The 21,094-nt window shown below is 64.2% G+C and carries 18 protein-coding genes; 3 read left to right on the forward strand and 15 right to left on the reverse strand.

Going from position 1 to position 21,094, the window contains the following annotated elements:
• Positions 1-15 precede the first annotated feature (15 nt).
• From AB5Y94_RS09985 to mshI, 7 genes are all read right to left on the reverse strand, one after another.
• Entirely contained in the window at positions 16-1,125 is a 1,110-nt protein-coding gene (locus AB5Y94_RS09985) for a tetratricopeptide repeat protein (protein WP_362817215.1), read from the reverse strand.
• Positions 1,122-2,012 (reverse strand): MSHA fimbrial biogenesis protein MshM, encoded by an 891-nt coding sequence (mshM, locus tag AB5Y94_RS09990; RefSeq protein ID WP_017778491.1) that lies wholly within the window; start codon positions 2,010-2,012, stop codon positions 1,122-1,124. The genes AB5Y94_RS09985 and mshM overlap by 4 nt, the downstream gene beginning before the upstream one ends.
• A gap of 92 nt (positions 2,013-2,104) precedes the next feature.
• A complete protein-coding gene (mshL, locus tag AB5Y94_RS09995) occupies positions 2,105-3,781 on the reverse strand; it encodes a pilus (MSHA type) biogenesis protein MshL (RefSeq protein WP_368205431.1) in 1,677 nt (558 codons plus the stop codon).
• 70 nt (positions 3,782-3,851) lie between these two features.
• On the reverse strand, positions 3,852-4,178 hold the full coding sequence (locus AB5Y94_RS10000) for an MSHA biogenesis protein MshK (protein WP_267996359.1): 327 nt from the start codon (positions 4,176-4,178) through the stop codon (positions 3,852-3,854).
• Positions 4,171-4,818 (reverse strand): MSHA biogenesis protein MshJ, encoded by a 648-nt coding sequence (locus AB5Y94_RS10005; protein WP_368205432.1) that lies wholly within the window; start codon positions 4,816-4,818, stop codon positions 4,171-4,173. Before AB5Y94_RS10005 ends, AB5Y94_RS10000 begins: the two co-directional genes overlap by 8 nt.
• Positions 4,818-5,411 carry a PilN domain-containing protein gene (locus AB5Y94_RS10010; protein ID WP_368205433.1) on the reverse strand — a complete coding sequence of 198 codons (594 nt, stop codon included), beginning with the start codon at positions 5,409-5,411 and terminating at the stop codon, positions 4,818-4,820. Before AB5Y94_RS10010 ends, AB5Y94_RS10005 begins: the two co-directional genes overlap by 1 nt.
• A gap of 97 nt (positions 5,412-5,508) precedes the next feature.
• Entirely contained in the window at positions 5,509-6,372 is an 864-nt protein-coding gene (mshI, locus tag AB5Y94_RS10015; RefSeq protein ID WP_368205434.1) for an MSHA fimbrial biogenesis protein MshI, read from the reverse strand.
• Between the two features lie 69 nt (positions 6,373-6,441).
• Between mshI and AB5Y94_RS10020 the strand changes: the two genes are divergently transcribed.
• Positions 6,442-7,389: a 1-aminocyclopropane-1-carboxylate deaminase/D-cysteine desulfhydrase gene (locus AB5Y94_RS10020; protein WP_368205435.1), complete on the forward strand. Its 948-nt coding sequence runs from the start codon at positions 6,442-6,444 to the stop codon at positions 7,387-7,389.
• An 88-nt stretch (positions 7,390-7,477) separates the two neighbouring features.
• Here the strand turns inward: AB5Y94_RS10020 and AB5Y94_RS10025 are convergent, their stop codons facing one another.
• On the reverse strand, positions 7,478-9,406 hold the full coding sequence (locus AB5Y94_RS10025) for an RNase E specificity factor CsrD (protein ID WP_005308066.1): 1,929 nt from the start codon (positions 9,404-9,406) through the stop codon (positions 7,478-7,480).
• 546 nt (positions 9,407-9,952) lie between these two features.
• On the opposite strand from AB5Y94_RS10025, the gene AB5Y94_RS10030 reads away from it, so the two are divergent.
• Complete coding sequence (locus AB5Y94_RS10030) at positions 9,953-11,488, forward strand: EAL domain-containing protein (RefSeq protein WP_368205436.1); 1,536 nt, start codon at positions 9,953-9,955, stop codon at positions 11,486-11,488.
• Between the two features lie 208 nt (positions 11,489-11,696).
• Positions 11,697-12,794, forward strand: coding sequence for a calcium:proton antiporter (locus tag AB5Y94_RS10035; protein WP_005308064.1), 1,098 nt, complete (start codon positions 11,697-11,699; stop codon positions 12,792-12,794).
• A 73-nt stretch (positions 12,795-12,867) separates the two neighbouring features.
• Here the strand turns inward: AB5Y94_RS10035 and hutH are convergent, their stop codons facing one another.
• From hutH to rpoH, 7 genes are all read right to left on the reverse strand, one after another.
• Positions 12,868-14,400 (reverse strand): histidine ammonia-lyase, encoded by a 1,533-nt coding sequence (gene hutH, locus AB5Y94_RS10040; protein ID WP_139726150.1) that lies wholly within the window; start codon positions 14,398-14,400, stop codon positions 12,868-12,870.
• Positions 14,401-14,404: 4 nt separating this feature from the next.
• A complete protein-coding gene (gene hutU, locus AB5Y94_RS10045; RefSeq protein ID WP_368205437.1) occupies positions 14,405-16,114 on the reverse strand; it encodes a urocanate hydratase in 1,710 nt (569 codons plus the stop codon).
• Between the two features lie 45 nt (positions 16,115-16,159).
• Positions 16,160-17,113 carry a formimidoylglutamase gene (hutG, locus tag AB5Y94_RS10050; protein ID WP_368205438.1) on the reverse strand — a complete coding sequence of 318 codons (954 nt, stop codon included), beginning with the start codon at positions 17,111-17,113 and terminating at the stop codon, positions 16,160-16,162.
• The gene (gene hutI, locus AB5Y94_RS10055; RefSeq protein ID WP_005308059.1) at positions 17,106-18,341 is read right to left on the reverse strand and encodes an imidazolonepropionase; all 1,236 of its coding nucleotides are present in this window, start codon (positions 18,339-18,341) and stop codon (positions 17,106-17,108) included. The genes hutG and hutI overlap by 8 nt, the downstream gene beginning before the upstream one ends.
• A 156-nt stretch (positions 18,342-18,497) precedes the next feature.
• On the reverse strand, positions 18,498-19,202 hold the full coding sequence (gene hutC, locus AB5Y94_RS10060; protein WP_005308057.1) for a histidine utilization repressor: 705 nt from the start codon (positions 19,200-19,202) through the stop codon (positions 18,498-18,500).
• 11 nt (positions 19,203-19,213) lie between these two features.
• On the reverse strand, positions 19,214-19,873 hold the full coding sequence (gene can, locus AB5Y94_RS10065) for a carbonate dehydratase (RefSeq protein WP_005308055.1): 660 nt from the start codon (positions 19,871-19,873) through the stop codon (positions 19,214-19,216).
• A 197-nt stretch (positions 19,874-20,070) separates the two neighbouring features.
• Complete coding sequence (rpoH, locus tag AB5Y94_RS10070) at positions 20,071-20,925, reverse strand: RNA polymerase sigma factor RpoH (protein ID WP_005308053.1); 855 nt, start codon at positions 20,923-20,925, stop codon at positions 20,071-20,073.
• Positions 20,926-21,094 lie beyond the last annotated feature (169 nt).

Here is a 21,094-nt window from a genome sequence, read left to right on the forward strand (position 1 = left end):
GATCCCGGCCGCCCGTCAGGGGGCGAGCTGGGCAATACGCTGTTCAAGCCAGCTGGTCGAGGCCTCGCCCAGGTTGCCGTGCAACTGGGCATTGCGATAAGCGTCCAGCGCCCGCTGGCTGTGGCCCTGCCCATCCTCGGCCACGCCGAGCCCGAGCCACCAGCGGCCTTGATCCGGCTGCTGGCGCAACAATTTCACATAGAGATCCGCCGCCTCGGTGTGCTGGCCCAGCTCCTGGCTGAGCCCGGCCCAGGTGGCGTAATAGTCCAGATTGCTGGCGAGATCCGGTCGGTAGCCGGTCAGCCAATCCAGCGCCTTGCGCTGATCACCGCCACTGATGGCGAGCCGCGCCAGCAACAGCCGAAAATCCGCCTGCCCCGGATCGAGCCTGAGCCCCTCCTCCAGCAGCTGGCTCGCCTCGCTCAGCCGCCCCTCGCCGTAGAGCAGACCCGCCAGCTGTTCGCGCGCCCCCTGATTGTGCGGGTCGTGGGCCAGCACCTGATAGTAGTTGTCCTGGGCATCGCGCAGCTGGCCCTTGGCCATGGCGGTGGTGGCCTTGCGCTCGGCCAGGGTGGCCAGTTCGGCCTCGGAGAGGTTGACCGTCTCTATCTTGAGCACGCCGGGCTTGCGCGGCGCGGCCGCGGGGGCCTCTTGCTCCGCCGCCAGTTCGGCATAAAGGTCGGGTTGCAGCTCCTCATCGCTTGGCCCCTCCTCGTCGATGGCCGCTACGTCTGCCTCGTCGGCGACAGCTTCTTCCTGCGCAGCCGGCGCCTGTTGCGGCTCGGCGGCCGGCGATGGGGCAAGCTGGCGCGGGGTCGGCAGCGTCACCACCTGATCCACCGGCTCCTGTTCTGCACTGGCCGGCACAGGTGCGAGAACGGCGCGGGCAACGGCGTCCGGTTTGGGCTCGCCGGTCGTCTGCAACTGGTGGGTTTCGGCGACCCGCTGGCTCTGCTGCCAGTAGATCCAGGTACGCCAGCCCAGAATGCCGAGGGCCAGCCCGCAGATCAGGGTCAGCAGCAACATCCACCAGCCCTGCTGGCGGACGGGCGGCACATAGACGGCCCCCTCGCCCCCCTGCTGGCGCTGTTCCAGATCCTTGAGCATCTGATTGATCACGCTCATTGCCAGACTCCATAGGCGAGGGCGCAGCCCAGCAGCAACAGCAGTGGCCACCAGCACCGCGACACGAAGCGGCGAGCGTCATCGGTGTCGCGCACGGCCAGTCGCACCAGCCGGCCGTCGATCTGGCGCGCCCCCTGACCATAGGCCAGCATCAGGCATTTCTGCGCCAGGATATTGATGAGCCGCGGGATGCCGCGCGAGGCGCGCCATAGCTGGCGCAGGGCCGACCCACCAAACAGCGGGGCCCCGCGATAACCGGAGATGTGCAATCTGTGCTCCAGATAGGCCCGGGTTTCGTCGAACCGCAGCGGCCGCAGGCAATAGGAGAAGCCGATCCGCTGGCGCAGCTGGCGCAGATGGGGCTTGGCCAGCCGGCTATCCAGCTCGGGCTGGCCAAACAGCACTATCTGCAGCAGCTTGCTCGACTCGGTCTCCAGGTTGCCGAACAGCCGGATCGCCTCCAGCGTCTCGTCCGGCAGCGCCTGCGCCTCGTCGATCAGCACCACCACCCGGCTCCCCTGCCGATGCAGGCTGATGAGGTGGCGATGGATGCGGTCGGTCAGATCCAGCTCGCTCTGATCCCGCACCGGCAACCCCAGCTCCAGCGCCAGGGCGATGCGCAGCTCGGCCGGCGTGAGATGGGGGTTGGGCAGCCAGGCCAGACGCACCGGCTGCTCCTCGGATCCCAGCTCGCTCAGCAGCTTGCGGCAGAGCAGGGTCTTGCCGGTGCCAACCTCGCCGGTCACCTTGATGAAGCCCTCCCCCTGTGCCAGCGCCCAGTTGAGCACCTGCAGCGCCTCCTCGTGCGGAGGCAGCCCGTAATAGAAACCGGTGTTGGGAGTGAGGCCGAAGGGGGCCTCCTGCAACCCGAAGTGGTTCAGGTACATGTCGTCAGCTCCCACGCCAAGGCCGGGTGGTCTGCAACAGACTACCCGGCAGCACCAGACCAGGGGACAGAGCCTGATACGCGTTCATGCCATCAACCCTTGGGGGGATACCATTTGTCGAGCAGTTCGGAGGAGCGCTGCAGTTCGTTCTGCCAGGTGTCCTTCTCCACCACGGTCGGTTTGAGCAGGATCACCAGCTCCACCTTCTTGGTGCTTTCGCGCCGGTTGGTGAAGGCCTCACCAACCCAGGGAATGTCCCCCAGCAGCGGTACCTTGCTGACGATCTCCTGCTTGTCGGTCTTCATCAGGCCGCCGATGACGATGATGTCGCCGTTGTTGGCCTGCACCACGGTATCGGACTCGCGGATCGAGCTCTTGGCCAGCGGCAGTTGCAGCTTGCCACCTGTGGTCCCCATGTCGATGGTCTTCTGTTGCTCTTCGGTATCGATGACGGAGGGGTGGATATGCAGCAGCACCTTGCCCTCTTCGTCGATCTGCGGCGTCACATCCAACGCGATGCCGGAGAAGAAGGGGGTCAGCTCCACATTGGGGGTCTTGTCGGACACCCCGGACGAGTTGGTGGTGATGGTGGTGGAGGCGTTGGTGACGAAATACTCGTCGGTCCCTACCTTTATCACCGCCTTCTGGTTGTTGGTCGCCGTCACCCGCGGGCTGGAGAGGGTATTCACATCCCCCTGGGTCTTGAGCAGGTTGACTGCGACGTTGAAGTTGCCGTCGGAGATCTTGAAGCCGGCCCCACCGCCCAGAGCACTGAAGACCTGGTTGGGAGTGATGGGCAGTTGGGAAGGCGCTGCCGAACCACCGCCGGTGATGCCCTTGTTGCCATCCCAGCTGGCGGAGAGACCGCTCCAGTCCACCCCCTGCTCGTAACCCTCGTTCAGGGCCACCTCCAGGATCCGCGCCTCCAGCACCACCTGACGCTTGAGGTGGCTCTCGGACTGGTTGAGGAACTCGCGCACCGCCTTGAGCTCCTTCGGATAGGCCCGGACGGTGACCAGACCAGCCTGCGGGCTGGTAATGACGGCGCGGCCGTCGCCGCTGCCGATCAGGGTCTGCAGGGTATCGCGCAGATCGGTCCAGTAGTCGCTGTTGGTGTCGGTCTCGATGCGGGTGCCGTTGCCGTCACTGCCCGAGCCGCCATTGGAGGAGCGGTTGCTGGTGCTGTTGTTATTGGTGCTGTTGTTGGCATTGTCGAAGTTGTTGCTGTTGCCATTACTGTCGTTGGCCGTCACCCCGCCGGTGCTGACCGAGGTGCGGGAGAGGCCGCGCCGGGACATCATCAGGTAGTTGACCGGAATGGTCTCGGTACGCAACCCGGCCGGGTAGACGTGAAACACGTTGCCCTTGCGCTGCACATCGAAGCCGTACATGTCACCCACCACCCCCAGCACTTCGGTCAGGGTCACGTCCTTGAGCTCGACCGAGATCTGGCCGGCCACCCCGGGATGCACCGCCACGCTGTAGCGGGAGCCCTTGAACAGAGAGCCGAAAAATTCCACCGCATCCACGTCGTGCGCGGCGATGCGCAGCCTGGGCTCCGGCATGCTGATGGCCTGGGGCGGGCGGTTCAGTTGCAGCAGTTCGCTCTGTACCGACTTGGGTACGCTGGTCAATGCGCCGGCCTTGCTCTGCTCGGTCATGGCATGCCGAAGCGCGTCCTTGGCCTGCACGGGTTCTGGGTGGCGGTAGCTGGTACAGCCTGCCGTCAGCACGGCCACGGAAATCAGGCAGAGATGATGTTTTTTCATGTAATTAGTGCGCCCTGACTTGCAATTAAACTCGACAAACCTGGCCCCGCCCATCCCGGACGGAGCGCGTTCAGATGCGGATCTTGCTGGCAAACAGGGTCAGCGACTGGCGCTTGCCCCCCTTCTCCAGCACCACGGCATCTGCACTGATGGCCACCACGCGATAGCCCTCGACCTGCTGGCCGACCCGATAGCTGCTGCCGTTGAGCACCGCCAGCGCCGGGCCGTTGCCCAGCATGATGCTCTGCAGCCTGGGTAGACCGGCCTCGCGGGAACCGGTCGCACTGGCGCCACTGGTGACGCCGCTCAAGGGAGCGGTGGGATCCTGCAACACCTCGGTCTGTGCCTGGGCCTGCAGGGTGAACAGACACGCCCACAGGGGAAACCATCTAGCCACGAATGAACTCCTTGCTGGTGCTGAGGGTGTAGATCTCCATCTCCACCACGGCCCTTGGATGCTCCTGCACCTGATAGTCAAACTGCTTCCAGTAGAAGTGGCGCGGCAGCGCCTCCAGCGCCTTGAGGTACTGGTAGACATCGAAATAGCCGCCCTCCAGCTTGAGGCGGATGCCGTGCTTGAACAGGTTGATGCGCTGCTCGCCCGCCATCAGCGGCTCGGGCGCCAGCGAAGTGAGCGCCACCATGTGCAGATTGGCGGAGCGCGACAGCAGCGCCTCCAGCACCTCAGGCATCTCGTGGGCCTGGATCAGATCCACCGTCTGGGCCTTGAGCGCCGCATCCAGCTTGCCGATCTCCTCATCCACGCCAACCAGCTGGGTGCGCACGTTTTGATCCGGATCCCGCGCCAGCCTGGCCTGCTTGCCCTGGTTCTCGAGATCCATGATCTCCAGATCCCGCTGGGCAGAACTCAGCGCCAGCCGATCCTGCTCCAGCCGCACGACGGCGGCATCCAGCCAGCCATAGGTGGCGATAGAGCCGACCAGCACCACGCCGGTCAGCATGATCAGCACCCGCTCACGCTGGCTGAGGGCGGCCAGCTTGTCCGCCCAGACCTGCCACTGCGCTTTCAGGCTCATCAGGGCTTCTCCCGTTCGATGCCGCTGAGCTGGAAGGCCAGCCGGCCCTCCTTGTCGCGGCTCAAGGTCAATTCACCAAACTGCTTGCCCGCCAGACTGGGGGTCTGCTTGAAACGGTTGACCCAGGCCGGCACGTCCTGGCTGCGGCCGGCGAAACCGGACAGATTGACACGCCCGTCGGCGATCTCGATCCGCTGCAAGGAGAGCTGCGGATCCCGGATCCGGGAGAGATCGGCCATCAGCCCGGCAAAGCCCCTAGATTTTTGCAGCGCCAGGCTGCCCAGCTGTGTGATCAGTCCCTGCTTGGCGGTCAGCTCCTCCTGCTTGGTGACAAGCTGTTGCTGCAGCAGGCCATCGGCCTGGTGACGGGCCAACTCGGCATCCAGCCGCTGCGCCTCGCCGCGTTTGACCTCCAGCGCAGCCCGCAGCTGGGCCAGCTCGCGCTCGACCCCGTGCTGCTGCCAGCCGATGACGGCGGCGGCGCACAGCAGTACCAGCACGCAAGCACCCCACACCAGCGCCATCTGGTTTAGGCTGGCCCACTGCCGTCTGGGCCGAAACTCGGCGCCATAGAGGTTGATCTGACGCTTCATCAGGCATCCTCCCCCAGAGCAGCTGCATAGGCCGAGAGATATTCAACACCGGCAAGGATCACCTTGTTGGCCATGGCAGCCGACATGGCAAGCGCGCTCATTGCTCACCTCCCAGGGCGGCAGCATAGGCCGAGAGATATTCGACTCCAGACAGGATCGCCTTGTTGGCCATGGCGGAGACGGCAAAGCCGAAGGTTTGCTCCATGTGGCGCACCAGGGTGCCGATGAAGGGCGAGGCGATGGCGAGCTGCATCTGGCCGAGTTCCGGCAATTTGAGCTGGCCCGCCAGGTAATCGAGGGAGCGCTGGATCTCCAGCGCCAGCGAGTCGAGCAGCATGGCGTCCGGCTCGTGCTCGCCGGCGAGGGCCGTGAAACCACGCAGTTGACGGGAGAAGCAGAGCCCCCCCTGATGGAACACCAACAACTGCAGGTCCTGCCCCTTCGGCTGCCACAGCAGCATGCGTACCGTCTGGTCCGGCTCGTAGAGGGCGGTCATCGCCAGCTCGTCGCTGACGATGGCCTCCAGGATCGCCACCTGATTGACCGCATCCGCCAGCTGCTGCACCCGGGCCTTGGGCACGCAGATCACGTTGATGCGCGGCCGGCCGGCCGGCGGGGTGGGCAGATCCACATAATCCATGGCGAGCTGCAGCACGGGCTCGTTGACGTAATCCTTGACCGCCCAGGGCAGGGCGCCGGCCATTTCGGCATCGGGCACCGCCGGCTTGTCGATCTGGACCTGTTGATAAAGGCTGGCCGCGAGGGCGACTCGCACCTTAGACTTGGCGAGGCCGTGGCGGCTGAACAGCTCGCCCATGGCCTGGGACCACTCTTGCTGGCCGTTGATGGCGCGGGTGGCGAAGATAGGTGGGTTGCCGAGCGAAGCCAGCATGATCCGATCGCCGGCCAGCAGGAGTCCCACCTGTCCGCCCGGGGTCGAACGTCTGAAAAGTTGTTTCATTGAAACCCGCACCTGGCCGCCAAAAATGGATTAAACCTTAGCATAAACAGAGCATTAGCCTCCAGATAAATGACGGATTACTCATTGCCACCCCAGCCCCAATCCGGCTTGTCGTTGCCGTTGCAACCGGCCCTGCTGCCCTCGCCGCTGCACGCTGTCTCGCACCCGCTGTTGAACACCCATGATGTCCAGCTCTGGTGCAAACGGGACGATCTGATCCACCCCGCCATCTCGGGCAACAAGTGGCGCAAGCTCAAGTACCACCTGCGGTATGCCGAGGAGCAAGGCAAGCGCCATCTGCTCTCGTTTGGCGGCGCCTACTCCAATCATATCCATGCCCTGGCGGCGGCCGGGTGCCAATCTGGCCTGCGTACTACCGGCATCATACGCGGGGAACCGGAGGCCGTCAGCAACGCCACCCTGAGCGCGGCGAAAGGCTGGGGCATGGATCTCATTTTTGTCGACCGCCAGAGCTACCGGCGACGGCAGGATCCCGCCTGGCTGGACCAATTCCAGGATGAAGAGACCCTGATAGTGCCGGAGGGGGGCAGCAGCCCGCTGGCCATTCCCGGAGTGGCCGAGCTGGTCGACGAGGTGCCCTTCTCGCCGGATCTCTGGGTATTGCCTTGTGCCAGCGGCGGCACCCTGGCCGGGCTCATCGCCGGCAAGCGGGATCCGGAACAGATCCTCGCCATCGCCGTGCTCAAGGGGGGGAGCTTCATCGCCGACGAGGTGCGCCGCCTCCACCCGGCCGCCGCCGACACGCCCGGCTGGTGGATCGCGCTGGATCACCACGACGGCGGCTATGCCAAATTCACTCCGGCGCTCTGGCAGTGGGTGCAGGCCTTCAGCGCCGAGACCGGTCTGCCACTTGAGCCCATCTACAGCGGCAAGGCGATGTGGGGGCTGTTTCGCGAACTGGCGGCCGGTCGCATCCCGCGCGGCAGCAAGATCGTCTTCATCCACACCGGCGGCATGCAGGGGCTGGCGGGACTGAGAGAGCAGGGGCGCCTGTGACGGGCTGCCGGGCGCGGTGCAGGCGTTGAACCACCACTCTTGACCACAAAAAAGAGAGGGTCGCCCGGGCGACCCTCTCTTGTCTCCGTCAGGCGCCGGCCGGTTCCAGCACCAGCCGCTGTGGCTCGGCGAACCAGGGGCCCTGCCCGGCGTGCACCCCGAGGTGGCGCAGCATCTTCCACTCGTCGCCGCTCTCCACCCCCACGGCGATGACCCGGGTGCGGGTATTGGCACAGCCCCCCACCAGGCTGCGCACCGCCATCTGGTTGACCTGGCGGGTGTGGATCTCGCGCACCAGGCTGGGGTGCAGCTTGAGGAAGTTGATCTCGAACTCCTTGATGTACTGGGTGCTCACCACGTCCTGGCCGGCATGATCGATGGCCAGCTGGCAGCCCAGCATGCGCAGCGCCCGCAGCGGCCGCTTGAGCGCCTCGTAGTGGCGGGTCACCTGGGCCTCGGAGAGTTGCAGGATCAACCGCTCATTGGTGCTGCGCGGCAGCTGGAACAGATCGAAGAACAGCCAGCGCTGGAACTCCCGGTGCAGCAGGCTCTGGGCGCAGAGGGTCAGGCTGATGGGACAGCTCTGCTCGGAGCGCTGACGCAACAGGGTGAGGGTCTGTTGTGCCACCAGCCGATCCAGCGGCAGCAGCAGCCCCGCCTTCTCCGCCATCGGCATGAAGACGCCGGCCTGCAGTTCCCGCCCCTGCTCGTCGTGGATCCGGATCAGCAGATCCTGCTGCAGCACCACCTGATCCCGCTCCTGCTGCACCGGCTGCACGTAGAAGTCGATGCCGTGCTCCTCGATGCGCCGGCCGATCAGGGTGCGCCAGCGCACCGTACCCTTGCTGCTCTGCTCCTCGTCCAGCTGCTTCTCGTAGAGGAACCAGCCGGTGTGGCCCTGCAGCTGCGCGCTCTTGAGCGCCAGCTCCGCCTCCTCCTGCACCTTGAGCAGGGAGTCCTCGGCCTGATAGCAGACCGCCCCCAGATAGACGGCGGTATCGGCATTGACCGCCTCGGGCCAGTGCAGCCGCTGCAGACTCTTGTGCAGCTGGCCGGCGGCATCCACCATCTCGCTCTCCGACATGTTGGGCAGCAGCACCGCAAACACCTGGCCGGCATAGCGCGCCTGCAGGGCACCGCTGTGCTTGCGCACGAAGGCGGCAATGGAGGCGCTCGCCTCCATCAGCAGATCCTGGCTCTGGCGGCCGTTCAGCTCGGGATCCAGCTCCTCCAGCCCGGCCAGCTCGATCAGCAGCACGCCGCCACTCATCACGCTCGCCTCCATGATGGCGCTCTCCAGCCGGTTGTCGAAGAACAGCCGGTTGCCGATGCCGGTCAGCTTGTCGACGAAGGCGTTGCTGCGGATGAAGTTGTCGAAGCGGCTGCGCTCCTTGCGGGCATCCGCCAGCTCGGCCAGCAGATAATCGAGGGCCTGGCTGGCGGACTGCGGCCACTCGTCGGCCGGATCGTGGGCCAGCTTGGTCAGCTTGCCGTCCAGGATCAGCTGGGCCCGCTCAGCCAGCAGCTCGGCCCCACGCAGTTGCAGACGCAGCCAGCGGATGGAGTACCAGAGCCCGAACACCACGATGAAGATGCCGAGGGAGATGCCGGACATGGCCTTGATGGAGTACTCGAACTCCTTGAACGGCCGCTCCAGCTTGAAGTCGGCCTGCATGTCGGGTTGATGGGGAATGGCCTGGTGATAGGGGATCAGCAGGCTCTCGTCGGTCGGCTGCTGCACGTCGCGAAACCAGTAGATCCGCTGCTTGTTCTGGCGGATCTCCAGCTCAACCACGTGGGCCGAGCGCAGCAGGGTCGGCAGCCAGCGGGTGAGATCCTGATGATCGTCGGCGATCTCCAGCTGCTTGTCGATGATCTCCACCAGGGAGTTGACCTTCTTCTGCTGCAGCTCCATGCCCAGCTCGCGAAAGCTGAACACCCCGCCAAGCAGCACCATGGCCATGGCCGCGATGACGCACAGGGTAATAAACGAGACAAGCTGGGTGGTCAGTTTCATGTACCTTTCCGTATGCCCGACAACTTCCATGTGGCTTCATCGTATCAGCCAACCTTGAAGCGCGCCTATGGACGAAGATCCCGCTTCTGGAATTAAGCGGGCGAGCATACCCAAACAGGTGCGAGAACACCAAGCCCCGGACAGGGTGGCAGCCAAAAAAGGGGGATCAAGGAAGAGAAAGGAGGCAAGGCTCAGGGCCATGGCCGAATGACAGGCAGAAAAATGGTCCCGCAGAGGGGACCAAAAGAAACACTCATATCAAAACTAACACTCTGTGCTACTGACAAAAAAACAGATACAGGAGTATTGAACACACGGTGAGTCAAACCGCACGGCTACTCTAGCCACTTCAGATAAGCTGGACAATTGTCATTTATGACAGGTCAGCGATTGAATCTTCAGCAGCCGATTTTATAAAACCATTATTTATCAGCAGATTATAAATCTACGACACAAGTGTGATCGCCTCCGCTCAAATCGATGCAGCTAATGCACTATGATGATGCCACTCATATGCATCCTATTCGCCCATCAGGCAGGTGCCCCTTGCGAACTATCTCCCCACTCTGGCTCACTCTGTTGCTGTTCTGCCTGCCGCTGCTGGCCAGTCTGCCCCTCAGCCAGCTGCTCGGCGGCACCCTGGCCCACCGGCTGCTGCAGAAGAAGAAAGAGGAGATCAATGCCGCCCTGGTGGAGCGCCATCAGGTACTGGACAAGAGCATTCGCAACCAGCTGGTGCAGTTCCATTTTGACTGCGGCGAGCAGGACATGGCGTTGCTGCGGGCCCCCCGTTTTTACAACGAACACATCCGCATTCAGGGGCTGCTGCTCGCCTCCGGTGGCGGCTGCTCCAGCCTGGGGATGGATCTGCCCTTCACCCTGGCCGAGCTGCCACCCTACCCCAATCAGGATGCTTTCGGGATCGCGGCCACCCAGGCCCGCTTCAACACCGAACAGGAGATAGTCGCCTACTACCGCAGCGGCGGCAACATAGTCTACTGGGTGCTGAGCAACAGCTGGAGCCACGCCCTGCTGCAATATCCCTGCGCCAACTGCTTCTACCTCGAATTCAGCCAGCTGCAACCGGGGGGCTCCAGCCCGACCTTCCCCCGCGGCGACAGCGCCATCAAGGAGGAGGCGGGCAGTCAAAGCCTCAGCCTCAGTTTTCTCGATCCCCACGAGCAGATCCGGCAGACCCTGTGGGCCGGCCGGGCGCTCGAGCAGTACGCCCTGCAGCAGGCCCGCTACTACGGGCTCTGGTGCGGCGCCGCCATCGGGGCCCTGCTGGTCGCGGCCTACTGGGGGCTGCGCAACTACCGGCGCTCGCTCAAGGGATTGTTGCAGGCCGGGCTGGCGCGGCGGGAGTTCGTCCCCTTCTACCAGCCCGTGGTGGACAGCCGCAGCCAGCAGGTGGTGGGGTTCGAGGCACTGCTGCGCTGGCAGCGGGGCGGCGGCCTGATCCCACCAGGGGCCTTCATCGACTATGCAGAAGAGCAGGAGCTGATCCTGCCGATGACCAGCCAGCTGCTGGAAAAAGTCATCGCCGACCTGCCCAAGCTCATCCCCGGCCAGTGGGTCAGCGTCAACATAGTGGCCTCCCACCTGGAGCAACCGCACCTGCGCAACCTGCTGCTGCGCCACGGCTGGCCCTCTCCCGCCCAGCTCACCTTCGAGCTGACCGAGCGCAAGCCCATCACCGACATCGAGACGGCGAGCGCCGAGATCGGCGCCCTGCAGCAGCGGGGCTACCACTTCAAGCTGGATGACTTCGGCACCGGTTACGGCGGCTTCGCCTACCTGCAGCGGCTCGGCATCCGCCAGATCAAGATCGACAAGATGTTCGTCGACACCATAGGCACAGACGATCTCAAACGCAGCGTGCTGGATGCCACCATCGCCTTTGGCCGCGAGTCGGGCATGGAAATGATCGCCGAGGGGGTCGAACGCCAGGATCAGGTGGAATATCTGGACCAGCACGGCGTGCACCTGATCCAGGGTTACGTCTATGCCCCGCCCATGGCCCTGACCAAGCTGAAGATCTGGTTGCTGGCCTGGTACCAGAACCACGGGGGCGAGCGCTGAGCCAGCCTCTGCCCTCTCGATCGCACAGGCGAACACCACTCGGTGCTGGCAGCGGGTGAGGATGCGGCTCCCCTCATATCTTGCAACAAAATGTTTTTTCCTTGCGCGGACAACAGCCTTTATCATTGGCAGGGCCGTCACTGCGGTGACGTGCCATCCTGCTCCATACCCGTCGGCTCACGCCGCCCCGAGATGAGAACCACTGCCTATGAAGTCATTTATCCGGCAAGAGATTGCCCTGCCCGTCGGCCTGCTCACCCTGCTCTTCTTCAAGACGCTAGGTAGCGACCTGCTGACAGAGACAACTCCGCTCGGGATCTATCTTCCGGTGTCGGCTGTGCTGCTTGCCATCGTCACCTGGGCCATCTTCTCGGTGGTGCGCCACTCCGATGCCCTCGCCATCAAGCTGGGCGAACCCTTCGGCACCCTGATCCTCACCCTGTCGGTCATCTCGCTGGAGGTGGTGATGATCTCCTCGGTCATGCTGACCGGCGAACCCAATCCGGTGATGGCCCGCGACACCATGTTTGCGGTGGTGATGCTGGTGACCAACGGCCTGGTGGGCTTCACCCTGCTGTTTGGCGGCTGGCGCTACCACACCCAGAGCTTCAATCTGGACGGGGTCAAATCCTATCTGGTGGCCATCATTCCGCTGGCGCTGCTCTGTCTGGTACTGCCCAACTTCACCGAGGGGGGCAACATCGGCAGCATGTCGAGCGCCATGTCCTGGATGCTGATCATCATCTCTGTGCTGCTCTACGGCGTCTTCCTGCTGATCCAGACCCGCAGCCACAGCCACTTCTTCATCGACAGCGATCACGAGGATTACGAAGAGCACCACGGCCCGCTGCAGAGCAACGTCTACCACACCCTGTTGCTGCTCGCCTACCTGGTGGTGGTGATCCTGCTGGCCAAGACCCTCGCCATTCCCATCAACCACGGGGTCAAGGTGCTGGCGGCGCCGCCGGCGCTGGGGGGCTTCATCGTCGCCTGTATCGTGCTGGCCCCCGAGGCGGTCGGCGCCATCAAGGCGGCCTTCAACAACCAGCTGCAGCGGGCCATGAACCTCTACTTCGGCTCTGTGCTGGCCACCATCGCCCTCACAGTGCCCGCGGTGCTGTTCATCGGCGCCATGCTGGGACAGGAGGTTCGTCTGGGCCTCTCCGCCGCCGACATGGTGCTGCTCATCACCACCCTCATGGTGTGCAAGGTGACCTTCAGCAGCGGCCGCACCAATGCGCTGCACGGGGCTACCCACCTGGTGCTGTTCGTGGTCTACCTGTTCCTGATGTTCGAGCACGAATAACCGCTGAATCATCGACCACAGCAACGAAAAGACCGCCCGATGGGCGGTCTTTTGTCATGGGCTGAATGGCCGCTTACAGGCTCGGCAGCACGCCGGCCGGGATCAGGTCGTTGTAGCTGGCACGGCCCAGCAGGGCGGCGGCCGCCTCGATGTCCGGCGCGAAGTACCTGTCCTTGTCGTAGAAGCTGACTTCTTCGCGCAGGCGGCCCTTGGCCAGCTCCACCAGCTCGGTGGAACGCAGCGGTGCGCGGAAATCCAACCCTTGCGCTGCCGCCAGCAGCTCCACCGCCAGGATGCCGCGGGTGTTCTCGGCCATGTCAGCCAGCCGGCGACCGGCGAAGGTGGCCATGGAGACGTGATCCTCCTGGTTGGCGGAGGTGGGCAGACTGTCCACCGAGGCCGGGTGGGCCAGGGTCTTGTTTTCGGAGGCGAGCGCCGCCGAGGTGACCTGGGCGATCATGAAACCGGAGTTGACGCCGCCGTTGTTGACCAGGAAGGCCGGCAGACCGGACATGCGCGAGTCGATCAGCAGCGCCATGCGCCGCTCAGACAGGGAGCCTATCTCGGCGATGGCCAGCGCCAGGTTGTCGGCGGCGAAGGCCACGGGTTCTGCGTGGAAGTTGCCGCCGGAGAGAATGTCCTCATCCTCGGCAAACACCAGCGGGTTGTCGGAGACAGCATTGGCCTCGCACACCAGCACCTCGGCGGCCTGACGGATCTGGGTCAGGCAGGCGCCCATCACCTGGGGTTGGCAGCGCAGGGAGTAAGGATCCTGCACCTTCTCGCAGTTGTGATGTGACATGCCGATCTCGCTGCCATCCACCAGCAGGTGGCGGTAGCAGGCGGCCGCGTCAATCTGGCCACGCTGACCGCGCACCGCGTGGATGCGGGCATCGAATGGCCGGCGGCTGCCAAGGGCCGCCTCCACGCTCATGGCACCTATGGTGATGGCGCCGGCGTAGAGATCCTCGGCGTGGAACAGCCCTTCCAGCGCGAAGGCAGTGCTCGCCTGGGTGCCGTTGAGCAGGGCCAGTCCCTCTTTCGGTGCCAGCGCGATGGACTCCAGGCCTGCAATCTTGAGGGCCGTGGAGGCGTCGATCAGCTCGCCCTTGTGGCGCGCCTTGCCTTCACCGATCAGCAGGCAGCTCATGTGGGCCAGCGGCGCCAGGTCGCCGGAGGCGCCGACGGAGCCCTTCTTCGGCACCACCGGATACACCTCGGCGTTGATGAGGCGCATCAGGGCCTCCAGCACCACCAGCCGGATGCCGGAGAAACCACGGGCCAGGGAGTTGAGTTTGAGCACCATCATCAGCCGCACGGTGGCGTCATCCATGTACTCGCCGATACCGGCGGCATGGGAGAGCACGATGGAGCGCTGCAGCTCGTCCAGCTGTTCCACCGGAATGCGGGTGTTGGCCAGCAGGCCGAAGCCGGTGTTGATGCCATACACCACCCGGTTTTGCTCGATCACCTTGGTGACCACGGCGGCGGAGGCGTGGATCCCCGCCAGGGCGGCCGGATCCAGCGAAACGTGTACCGGCTCGCGGCTGACGCGGCGCAGGGTGGCGAGATCCAGCTCGCCCGGGGTAATAGTCAATTCAAACATGGTGTTACACCTTTCCTTTGACACCGTTGGCGCCGTCAATCATCGGCAGATCCAGTTTCTCATCAACGGCACAGTTGATGGCAATTTCGTAGCCTGCGTCGGCGTGACGCATTACCCCGGTGGCCGGGTCGTTGCGCAGCACGCGGCCGACCCGCTGGGCGGCGTCGTCGGTGCCGTCACAGACAATCACCACGCCGGAGTGCTGGGAGAAGCCCATGCCGACCCCGCCACCGTGGTGCAGGGAGACCCAGGTCGCGCCGCCCGCGGTGTTGAGCAGGGCGTTGAGCAGCGGCCAGTCGGAGACGGCGTCGGAGCCGTCCATCATGGACTCGGTCTCGCGGTTCGGGCTCGCCACGGAGCCGGAATCCAGGTGATCGCGACCGATGACGACCGGAGCCTTCAGCTCGCCGTTCTTCACCATCTCGTTGAAGGCCAGGCCCAGGCGTACCCGATCCTTGACGCCGACCCAGCAGATCCGCGCCGGCAGGCCCTGGAAGGCGATGCGCTCACGGGCCATGTCGAGCCAGTTGTGCAGGTGGGGATCGTCCGGGATCAGCTCCTTCACCTTCTGATCGGTCTTGTAGATGTCTTCCGGGTCGCCGGACAGCGCCACCCAGCGGAACGGACCTATCCCCTGGCAGAACAGCGGACGGATGTAGGCCGGGACGAAGCCGGGGAAGTCGAAGGCATTCTTGACGCCCTCTTCCAGCGCCATCTGGCGAATGTTGTTACCGTAATCGAGCGTGGCGGCGCCGCGGGATTGCAGGGTCAGCATGGCCTCCACCTGGCGAGCCATGGAGCGGCGGGCGGCCACATTGACCTCTTGCGGCGCGCTCTTCTGCAGGTCGCGCCACTGGGCCACGCTCCAGCCCTGGGGCAGGTAACCGTGGATTGGGTCGTGGGCTGAGGTCTGGTCGGTCACTACGTCCGGCGTGATGCCGCGGGCCACCAACTCGGCGAAGACGTCGGCGGCGTTGCCGAGCAGGCCGACGGAGACGGCAGTGCCGCTCTGCCTTGCTTCCTCGACCATGGCCAACGCCTCATCTAGGCTATGGGCCTTCTTGTCGACGTAGCGGGTCTTGAGGCGAAAATCGATGCGGGTCTCGTCGCACTCCACGGCGATCATGGAGAAGCCGGCCATGGTGGCGGCCAGCGGCTGGGCGCCGCCCATGCCACCGAGCCCGCCGGTGAGGATCCAGCGGCCCTTGGGCTCGCCGTTGAAGTGCTGGTTCGCCACGGCGAAGAAGGTCTCGTAGGTGCCCTGCACGATCCCTTGGGTACCGATGTAGATCCAGGAGCCGGCGGTCATCTGGCCGTACATCATCAGGCCCTTCTTATCGAGCTCGTTGAAGTGCTCCCAGTTGGCCCAGTGCGGCACCAGGTTGGAGTTGGCGATCAGCACCCGCGGGGCGTCCTTGTGGGTCTGGAACACGCCAACCGGCTTGCCGGATTGCACCAGCAGGGTCTGATCCTCCTCGAGGCGGGTCAGCACCTCGACGATCTTGTCGTAGCAGGCCCAGTTGCGGGCGGCGCGACCGATGCCGCCGTACACCACCAGGGACTGGGGATGCTCGGCCACTTCCGGATCCAGGTTGTTCATCAGCATCCGCAGTGGGGCCTCGGTGAGCCAGCTCTTGGCAGTCAGCTGGGTACCGTGGGGAGCACGGATGATCCGGCTCGGATCGTGGCGGGGATCCTGGTGTTGTACAGACATAGACACTCCTTGTTTAGCGATACGGTCAGGCGGCGCAGTGCGCCGCTACTTGGTCAACAGGTGGACCAGGCGCGCGGCCACGCGGGCGCTGCGGTTGTCCTGATCCAGGTTCGGGTTGTACTCGGCCAGATCGGCGAGCCTGAGCTTGCCGCTGGCCCGGATATGGGCGATCAGCGGTTCAATGACCGCCAGTTCCACGCCGCGGGCGGCAGGGGCGCTTACCCCCGGCATCACGGCGGCGGGCAGCACGTCCAGATCGATGGTCAGATAGAGGTGGTCACAGCGGGCGATAAAGGCATCCAGCCCGTTGAGCAAGGCTGGCAGCTCGGTCGGCGTCATCGCCTCGTCCAGCTCGTGCCACACCCCCAGCGCCTCAGCGCGGGCGAACAGGGCCGCCGTGTTGGCGGTCTCGGCCACCCCGAGGCAGGCGTAGGTAAAAGGCGAGCCCTGGGCAGCGCACTGCTCGGCGATCTGGAAGAAGGGGGTGCCGGAACTCGCCTGCTCCAGCTTCATGCGCAGGTCGAAATGAGCGTCGAAGTTGATGATGCCCACCCTGCCACGGCCGCCAAGATGTCGGTTGAGGCCGCTCCAGCTGCCGAAGGCCACCTCGTGGCCGCCCCCCAGCACCAGCGGGAACTGGCCCTGCTCGAGGGCCGCGGATACCCGCTCGGCCAGCCGCTCGTGGGCGGCGTCGAGATCGCCATCCTCGCAGCGCACGTCGCCACCGTCGTAGACAGGCTGACTCAGGTGCCAGGCGGTGTTGGCGAGCAGCTTGCGAATGGCCAGCGGCGCACCGGCGGCGCCGACCCGACCCTTGTTGCGGCGTACCCCCTCGTCACAGGCAAAGCCGAGCAGCACCACGCCGGGCGCCTCGCCCTGCCAGGGCTGCGCCTCTTGCCAAGGCAGAACTTTGTCGTGCCAGCGCAGGGCCAGGACACCGTCTTCCGGATCCTGACGCCCCTGCCAGACCGACATGTCGATCCCGTTGATCTTATCCATGCAAGGTCTCCTCCCCGTTGACCACCCGGCTCACCAGCTGATCGACGCCGATGAGGTAGCTGAGTTCGGCCGGATGGCCGCAGTTCCAGACCAGGAAATCCGCCAGCATGCCGACCCTGAGCTGTCCCAGCTGCTCCTGCTCGCCAAGCGCCCGGGCGGCGTGGCGGGTCACCCCGGCCATGGCCTCCACCGGGGTCAGGCCGAACAGGGTGCAGGCCATGTTCATGGCCATCCGCAGGGAGACGATGGGGGCCGTGCCCGGGTTGATGTCGGAGGAGACCGCCATCGGCACTCCCGCCTTGCGCAGGGCGGCGACCGGCGGCAGCTTGGTCTCCTTGAGGAAATAGAAGGCGGTGGGCAGCAGAGTCGCGACCACGCCGCGGTGAGCCAGCGCCTGGACCCCTTCCGGATCCAGATACTCCAGATGATCCACCGAGAGGGCCCCGAAGTTGGCAGCCAGCGTGCTGCCGCCCAGGTTGGAGAGCTGATCCATGTGCCCCTTCACCGCTAGGCCATATTGATCCGCCGCCAGATAGACCTGCTCGGTCTGGGCCAGCGAGAAGCCGATGTGTTCACAGAAGACGTCCACCGCATCGGCCAGGCCCGCCTCGGCGGCGGCCGGGATGATCTCCTGACAGATGGTCTCGACCCAGGAGTCGGGATCGTCGCGATACTCCGGCGGCACCGCATGGGCTGCCAGCAGGGTGGTCTTGACCCGGATCGGAAGCGCCTCTCCCAGTCGGCGGGCCACCCGCAGCATCTTGAGCTCGTCTGCCAGGGTGAGGCCGTAGCCGGACTTGATCTCCACCGTGGTGACCCCTTCCCGGATCAGCGATTTGATCCGTGGCAGCGCCAGCTCAAACAGCTGATCCTCGCTGGCGGCACGGGTGGCGCGCACCGTGCTGATGATGCCGCCGCCTTTGCGGGCGATCTCTGCATAGGGCACACCCTTCTGGCGCAGCTCGAACTCTTCGGCACGGCTGCCGGCGAAGATGAGGTGGGTGTGGCAATCGATGAGGCCGGGGGTAACCAGCTTGCCCTTCATGTCCTGCCAATGGGCAGGATAGGGGCCCTTGAGATCCTGCATGGGCACCAGGGCGTGGATCCTCCCCTCATGAACGCCGAGGGCATGGGGCTCCAGCAGACCGTAGTCAGCCAGATCGGAGCGCAGGGTGGCGGGTGTCACGTTGAGCCAGACCCGCTCGCAGTTCAACAGTTCCTTGTTCATACCGACCTCTAAATGTATATACATTAACTTATATCTGATCTCTGACGGGAAAGAAAGGATCAAGTTCACATCTTGATAACAGCGTGTTCATTAGAGCTTAAACACAAAAAAGCCCGCCAGAGGCGGGCTTTTTCAAAAAATGATATGTATATACAATTAGCTAAGGCTGGTCTTGGAGCTCAACTTGTAGCGGGAGCCTGGCGAGAGCAGGCGGGCATAGGAGACCAGATAACCGTCGGACCAGGTACGCCGATGCAGCAGCAGGCAGGGGGTATCGACCCGTACCTGCAGCAAGCCGGCCTCGCCGGCGCTCGGCAGCACCGCCTCCACCACGTGCTCCATCTCGGAGAGGGGGCAGACCTCCATCAGATAACGGTTGGGGGTCTGGCTGGCAAAATCCTGCTCGCCGTACTCCGGCAGCCGCTCCGCATCGACGAAGCGCTCCTCCAGCTGCAGCGGCTCACCGTCGGCCTGATGGACGATGAGGCTGTGAAAGATGGGCGCCCCGACCCGCAGCCCCAGTTGCACCGCCACCTTCTCGTCGGCGGCCTGGCGTTGCAGCCGGATCACCCGGCCGCTGTACTCGCTGCCCCGCTCGGCGATCTCGTCGGCGATGTTGCGAATGGCCAGCAGCGGCGACTCGGTGCGCCGGTCCGCTACGAAGCTGCCGGAGCCGGCGGTGCGCACCAGCCAGCCCTCGGCCACCAATTCGCGCAGCGCCTTGTTGACCGTCATCCGGCTCACGGTGAACTGCTCGCACAGGGCGGCCTCGGTCGGGATCCGGTCGCCCGCCTGATAGTGGCGTTCGCGGATCCCGTCCAGGATGTGCTGCTTGATCTGCAGATAGAGAGCCGGTGCCAACGGAATGCTCCTCAGCGACGGCGGTGGGGCGGACGCATGTCCGGCCAGGCGCGATAGACGTCCGGGATCTGCTCGGGCCCGCTGATGCAGAGATCGAGATCGTGCAGCAGACCGTCCTTGATGCCGTAGATCCAGCCGTGTACCGCCAGCTCCTGCCCCTTGCGCCAGGCGTTCTGGATGATGGTGGTATGGCAGACGTTGGCCACCTGCTCGGCCACGTTCAGCTCGCACAGGTAGTCGAAGCGCTCGTGCTCATCCTCGATGGCATCCAGCTGCTCGCGATACTTGAAGTAGACATCCTTGATATTGCGCAGCCAGTTGTCGATGAGCCCCAGCTCCTGGTTCTGCATCGCCGCCTTGACGCCGCCGCAGCCGTAGTGGCCGCAGACGATGATGTGCTTCACCTTGAGCACCTCGACCGCGTATTGCAGCACCGAGAGGCAGTTGAAGTCGGTGTGCACCACCAGGTTGGCGACGTTGCGGTGGACGAACACGTCCCCCGGCAGCAGCCCCATCAGCTGGTTGGCGGGTACCCGGCTGTCGGAGCAGCCAATCCAGAGGTATTCGGGGGCCTGCTGGGCGGAGAGGGTAGCAAAGAATTCGGGATCCTCGGCCTTGATCCGTTCCGCCCACTCGCGGTTGTTGGTAAACAAGTCGTTCAAGAGTTTCACTATCTGCTCTCCCTACTGTGGCAGTGGCGGCAACATACCATACACAAGGGTAACCAAGGCAAGGCCGACCAGATCCCCGCCAAACAAAAACAGGGCCATCAGGCCCTGTTTTCATCAGGAGGCTCAGGCCTCCCTCGTATCTTTCAGCTGCCTGGGCGCGTGCCTCTCAAGCTGACTGACCCGCCCGGCGCACAGGATTATGCTTCCATCGCATCCTTCAGCTTCTTGAGGGCATTCTTCTCAAGCTGACGCACCCGCTCGGCGGAGACGCCGTAGGTATCGGCCAGCTCCTGCAGGGTGGTCTTGCTGTCGTCGTCGAGCCAGCGGGCACGGATGATGTGCTGGCTGCGCTCATCCAGGGTGGCCAGGGCCGAGCTCAGACGACGGGTCGCATGATCGTCCCAGTTGTCGTTCTCGATGGTGGCGGCCAGATCGGAGGATTTGTCCTCCAGATAGTGGACCGGCGCAAAACCGCCCTCTTCGTCCTCATCACCGACCAGATCGAACGCCTGATCGTAGTTGCTCATGCGCGCTTCCATCTCGGTGACGTCGGCGGCGGAGACGCCGAGGTCAGCAGCCACGGCCTGGACTTCTTCGTGGTTCAGCCAGCCGAGGCGTTTCTTGGACTTGCGCAGGTTGAAGAAGAGCTTGCGCTGGGCCTTGGTGGTCGCCACCTTGACCATGCGCCAGTTGCGCAGCACGTATTCGTGGATTTCAGCCTTGATCCAGTGCACCGCGAAGGAGACCAGACGCACGCCGACGCTCGGGTCGAAGCGCTTGACCGCCTTCATCAGGCCTATGTTGCCTTCCTGCACCAGATCGGCCTGGGGCAGACCGTAACCGGCATAACTCTTGGCGACGTGAACGACAAAACGCAGGTGCGACATAACCAGCTGACGGGCAGCCTCGAGATCGCCTTCCTGCTGCAAACGCTCAGCCAGCTCACGCTCTTCCTCTGCGCTCAGCACCGGAATCGAGTTTACTGCCTGGATATAGCCTTCCAGACTACCTTGCGGAATCAGAGCCATAGTGCGCTGCAATGAAGTTCCCATGTTCTACCTCTTACTTTTCAATCGAATCAGTCTAACACCCTGAGAGGGCCTGTCTACTGACCGGACGCCATTCTGCGGCCTGCATCAAACATGACTGGCATGTCTGAACCGGAATTATCTTAGGCCGGCAGGATGAATCATGAATGAACAGTCAAAAAAAGGGGGTCAC

Origin of the sequence: Aeromonas sp. s5, from assembly GCF_040907865.1 — a bacterium.
GTDB lineage: Bacteria > Pseudomonadota > Gammaproteobacteria > Enterobacterales > Aeromonadaceae > Aeromonas > Aeromonas dhakensis.

Bases quoted from the DNA above. Each gene is read 5' to 3' on its own strand.
- hutG (WP_368205438.1), bottom strand. From the start codon at position 17,113: ATGGATAAGATCAACGGGATCGACATGTCGGTCTGGCAGGGGCGTCAG.
- hutU (WP_368205437.1), bottom strand. From the start codon at position 16,114: ATGTCTGTACAACACCAGGATCCCCGCCACGATCCGAGCCGGATCATC.
- AB5Y94_RS10020 (WP_368205435.1), top strand. From the start codon at position 6,442: ATGACGGATTACTCATTGCCACCCCAGCCCCAATCCGGCTTGTCGTTG.
- mshI (WP_368205434.1), bottom strand. From the start codon at position 6,372: ATGAAACAACTTTTCAGACGTTCGACCCCGGGCGGACAGGTGGGACTC.
- AB5Y94_RS10025 (WP_005308066.1), bottom strand. From the start codon at position 9,406: ATGAAACTGACCACCCAGCTTGTCTCGTTTATTACCCTGTGCGTCATC.
- AB5Y94_RS10005 (WP_368205432.1), bottom strand. From the start codon at position 4,818: ATGAGCCTGAAAGCGCAGTGGCAGGTCTGGGCGGACAAGCTGGCCGCC.
- rpoH (WP_005308053.1), bottom strand. From the start codon at position 20,925: ATGGGAACTTCATTGCAGCGCACTATGGCTCTGATTCCGCAAGGTAGT.
- AB5Y94_RS09985 (WP_362817215.1), bottom strand. From the start codon at position 1,125: ATGAGCGTGATCAATCAGATGCTCAAGGATCTGGAACAGCGCCAGCAG.
- AB5Y94_RS10010 (WP_368205433.1), bottom strand. From the start codon at position 5,411: ATGAAGCGTCAGATCAACCTCTATGGCGCCGAGTTTCGGCCCAGACGG.
- mshL (WP_368205431.1), bottom strand. From the start codon at position 3,781: ATGAAAAAACATCATCTCTGCCTGATTTCCGTGGCCGTGCTGACGGCA.
- hutH (WP_139726150.1), bottom strand. From the start codon at position 14,400: ATGTTTGAATTGACTATTACCCCGGGCGAGCTGGATCTCGCCACCCTG.
- hutI (WP_005308059.1), bottom strand. From the start codon at position 18,341: ATGAACAAGGAACTGTTGAACTGCGAGCGGGTCTGGCTCAACGTGACA.
- mshM (WP_017778491.1), bottom strand. From the start codon at position 2,012: ATGTACCTGAACCACTTCGGGTTGCAGGAGGCCCCCTTCGGCCTCACT.
- AB5Y94_RS10035 (WP_005308064.1), top strand. From the start codon at position 11,697: ATGAAGTCATTTATCCGGCAAGAGATTGCCCTGCCCGTCGGCCTGCTC.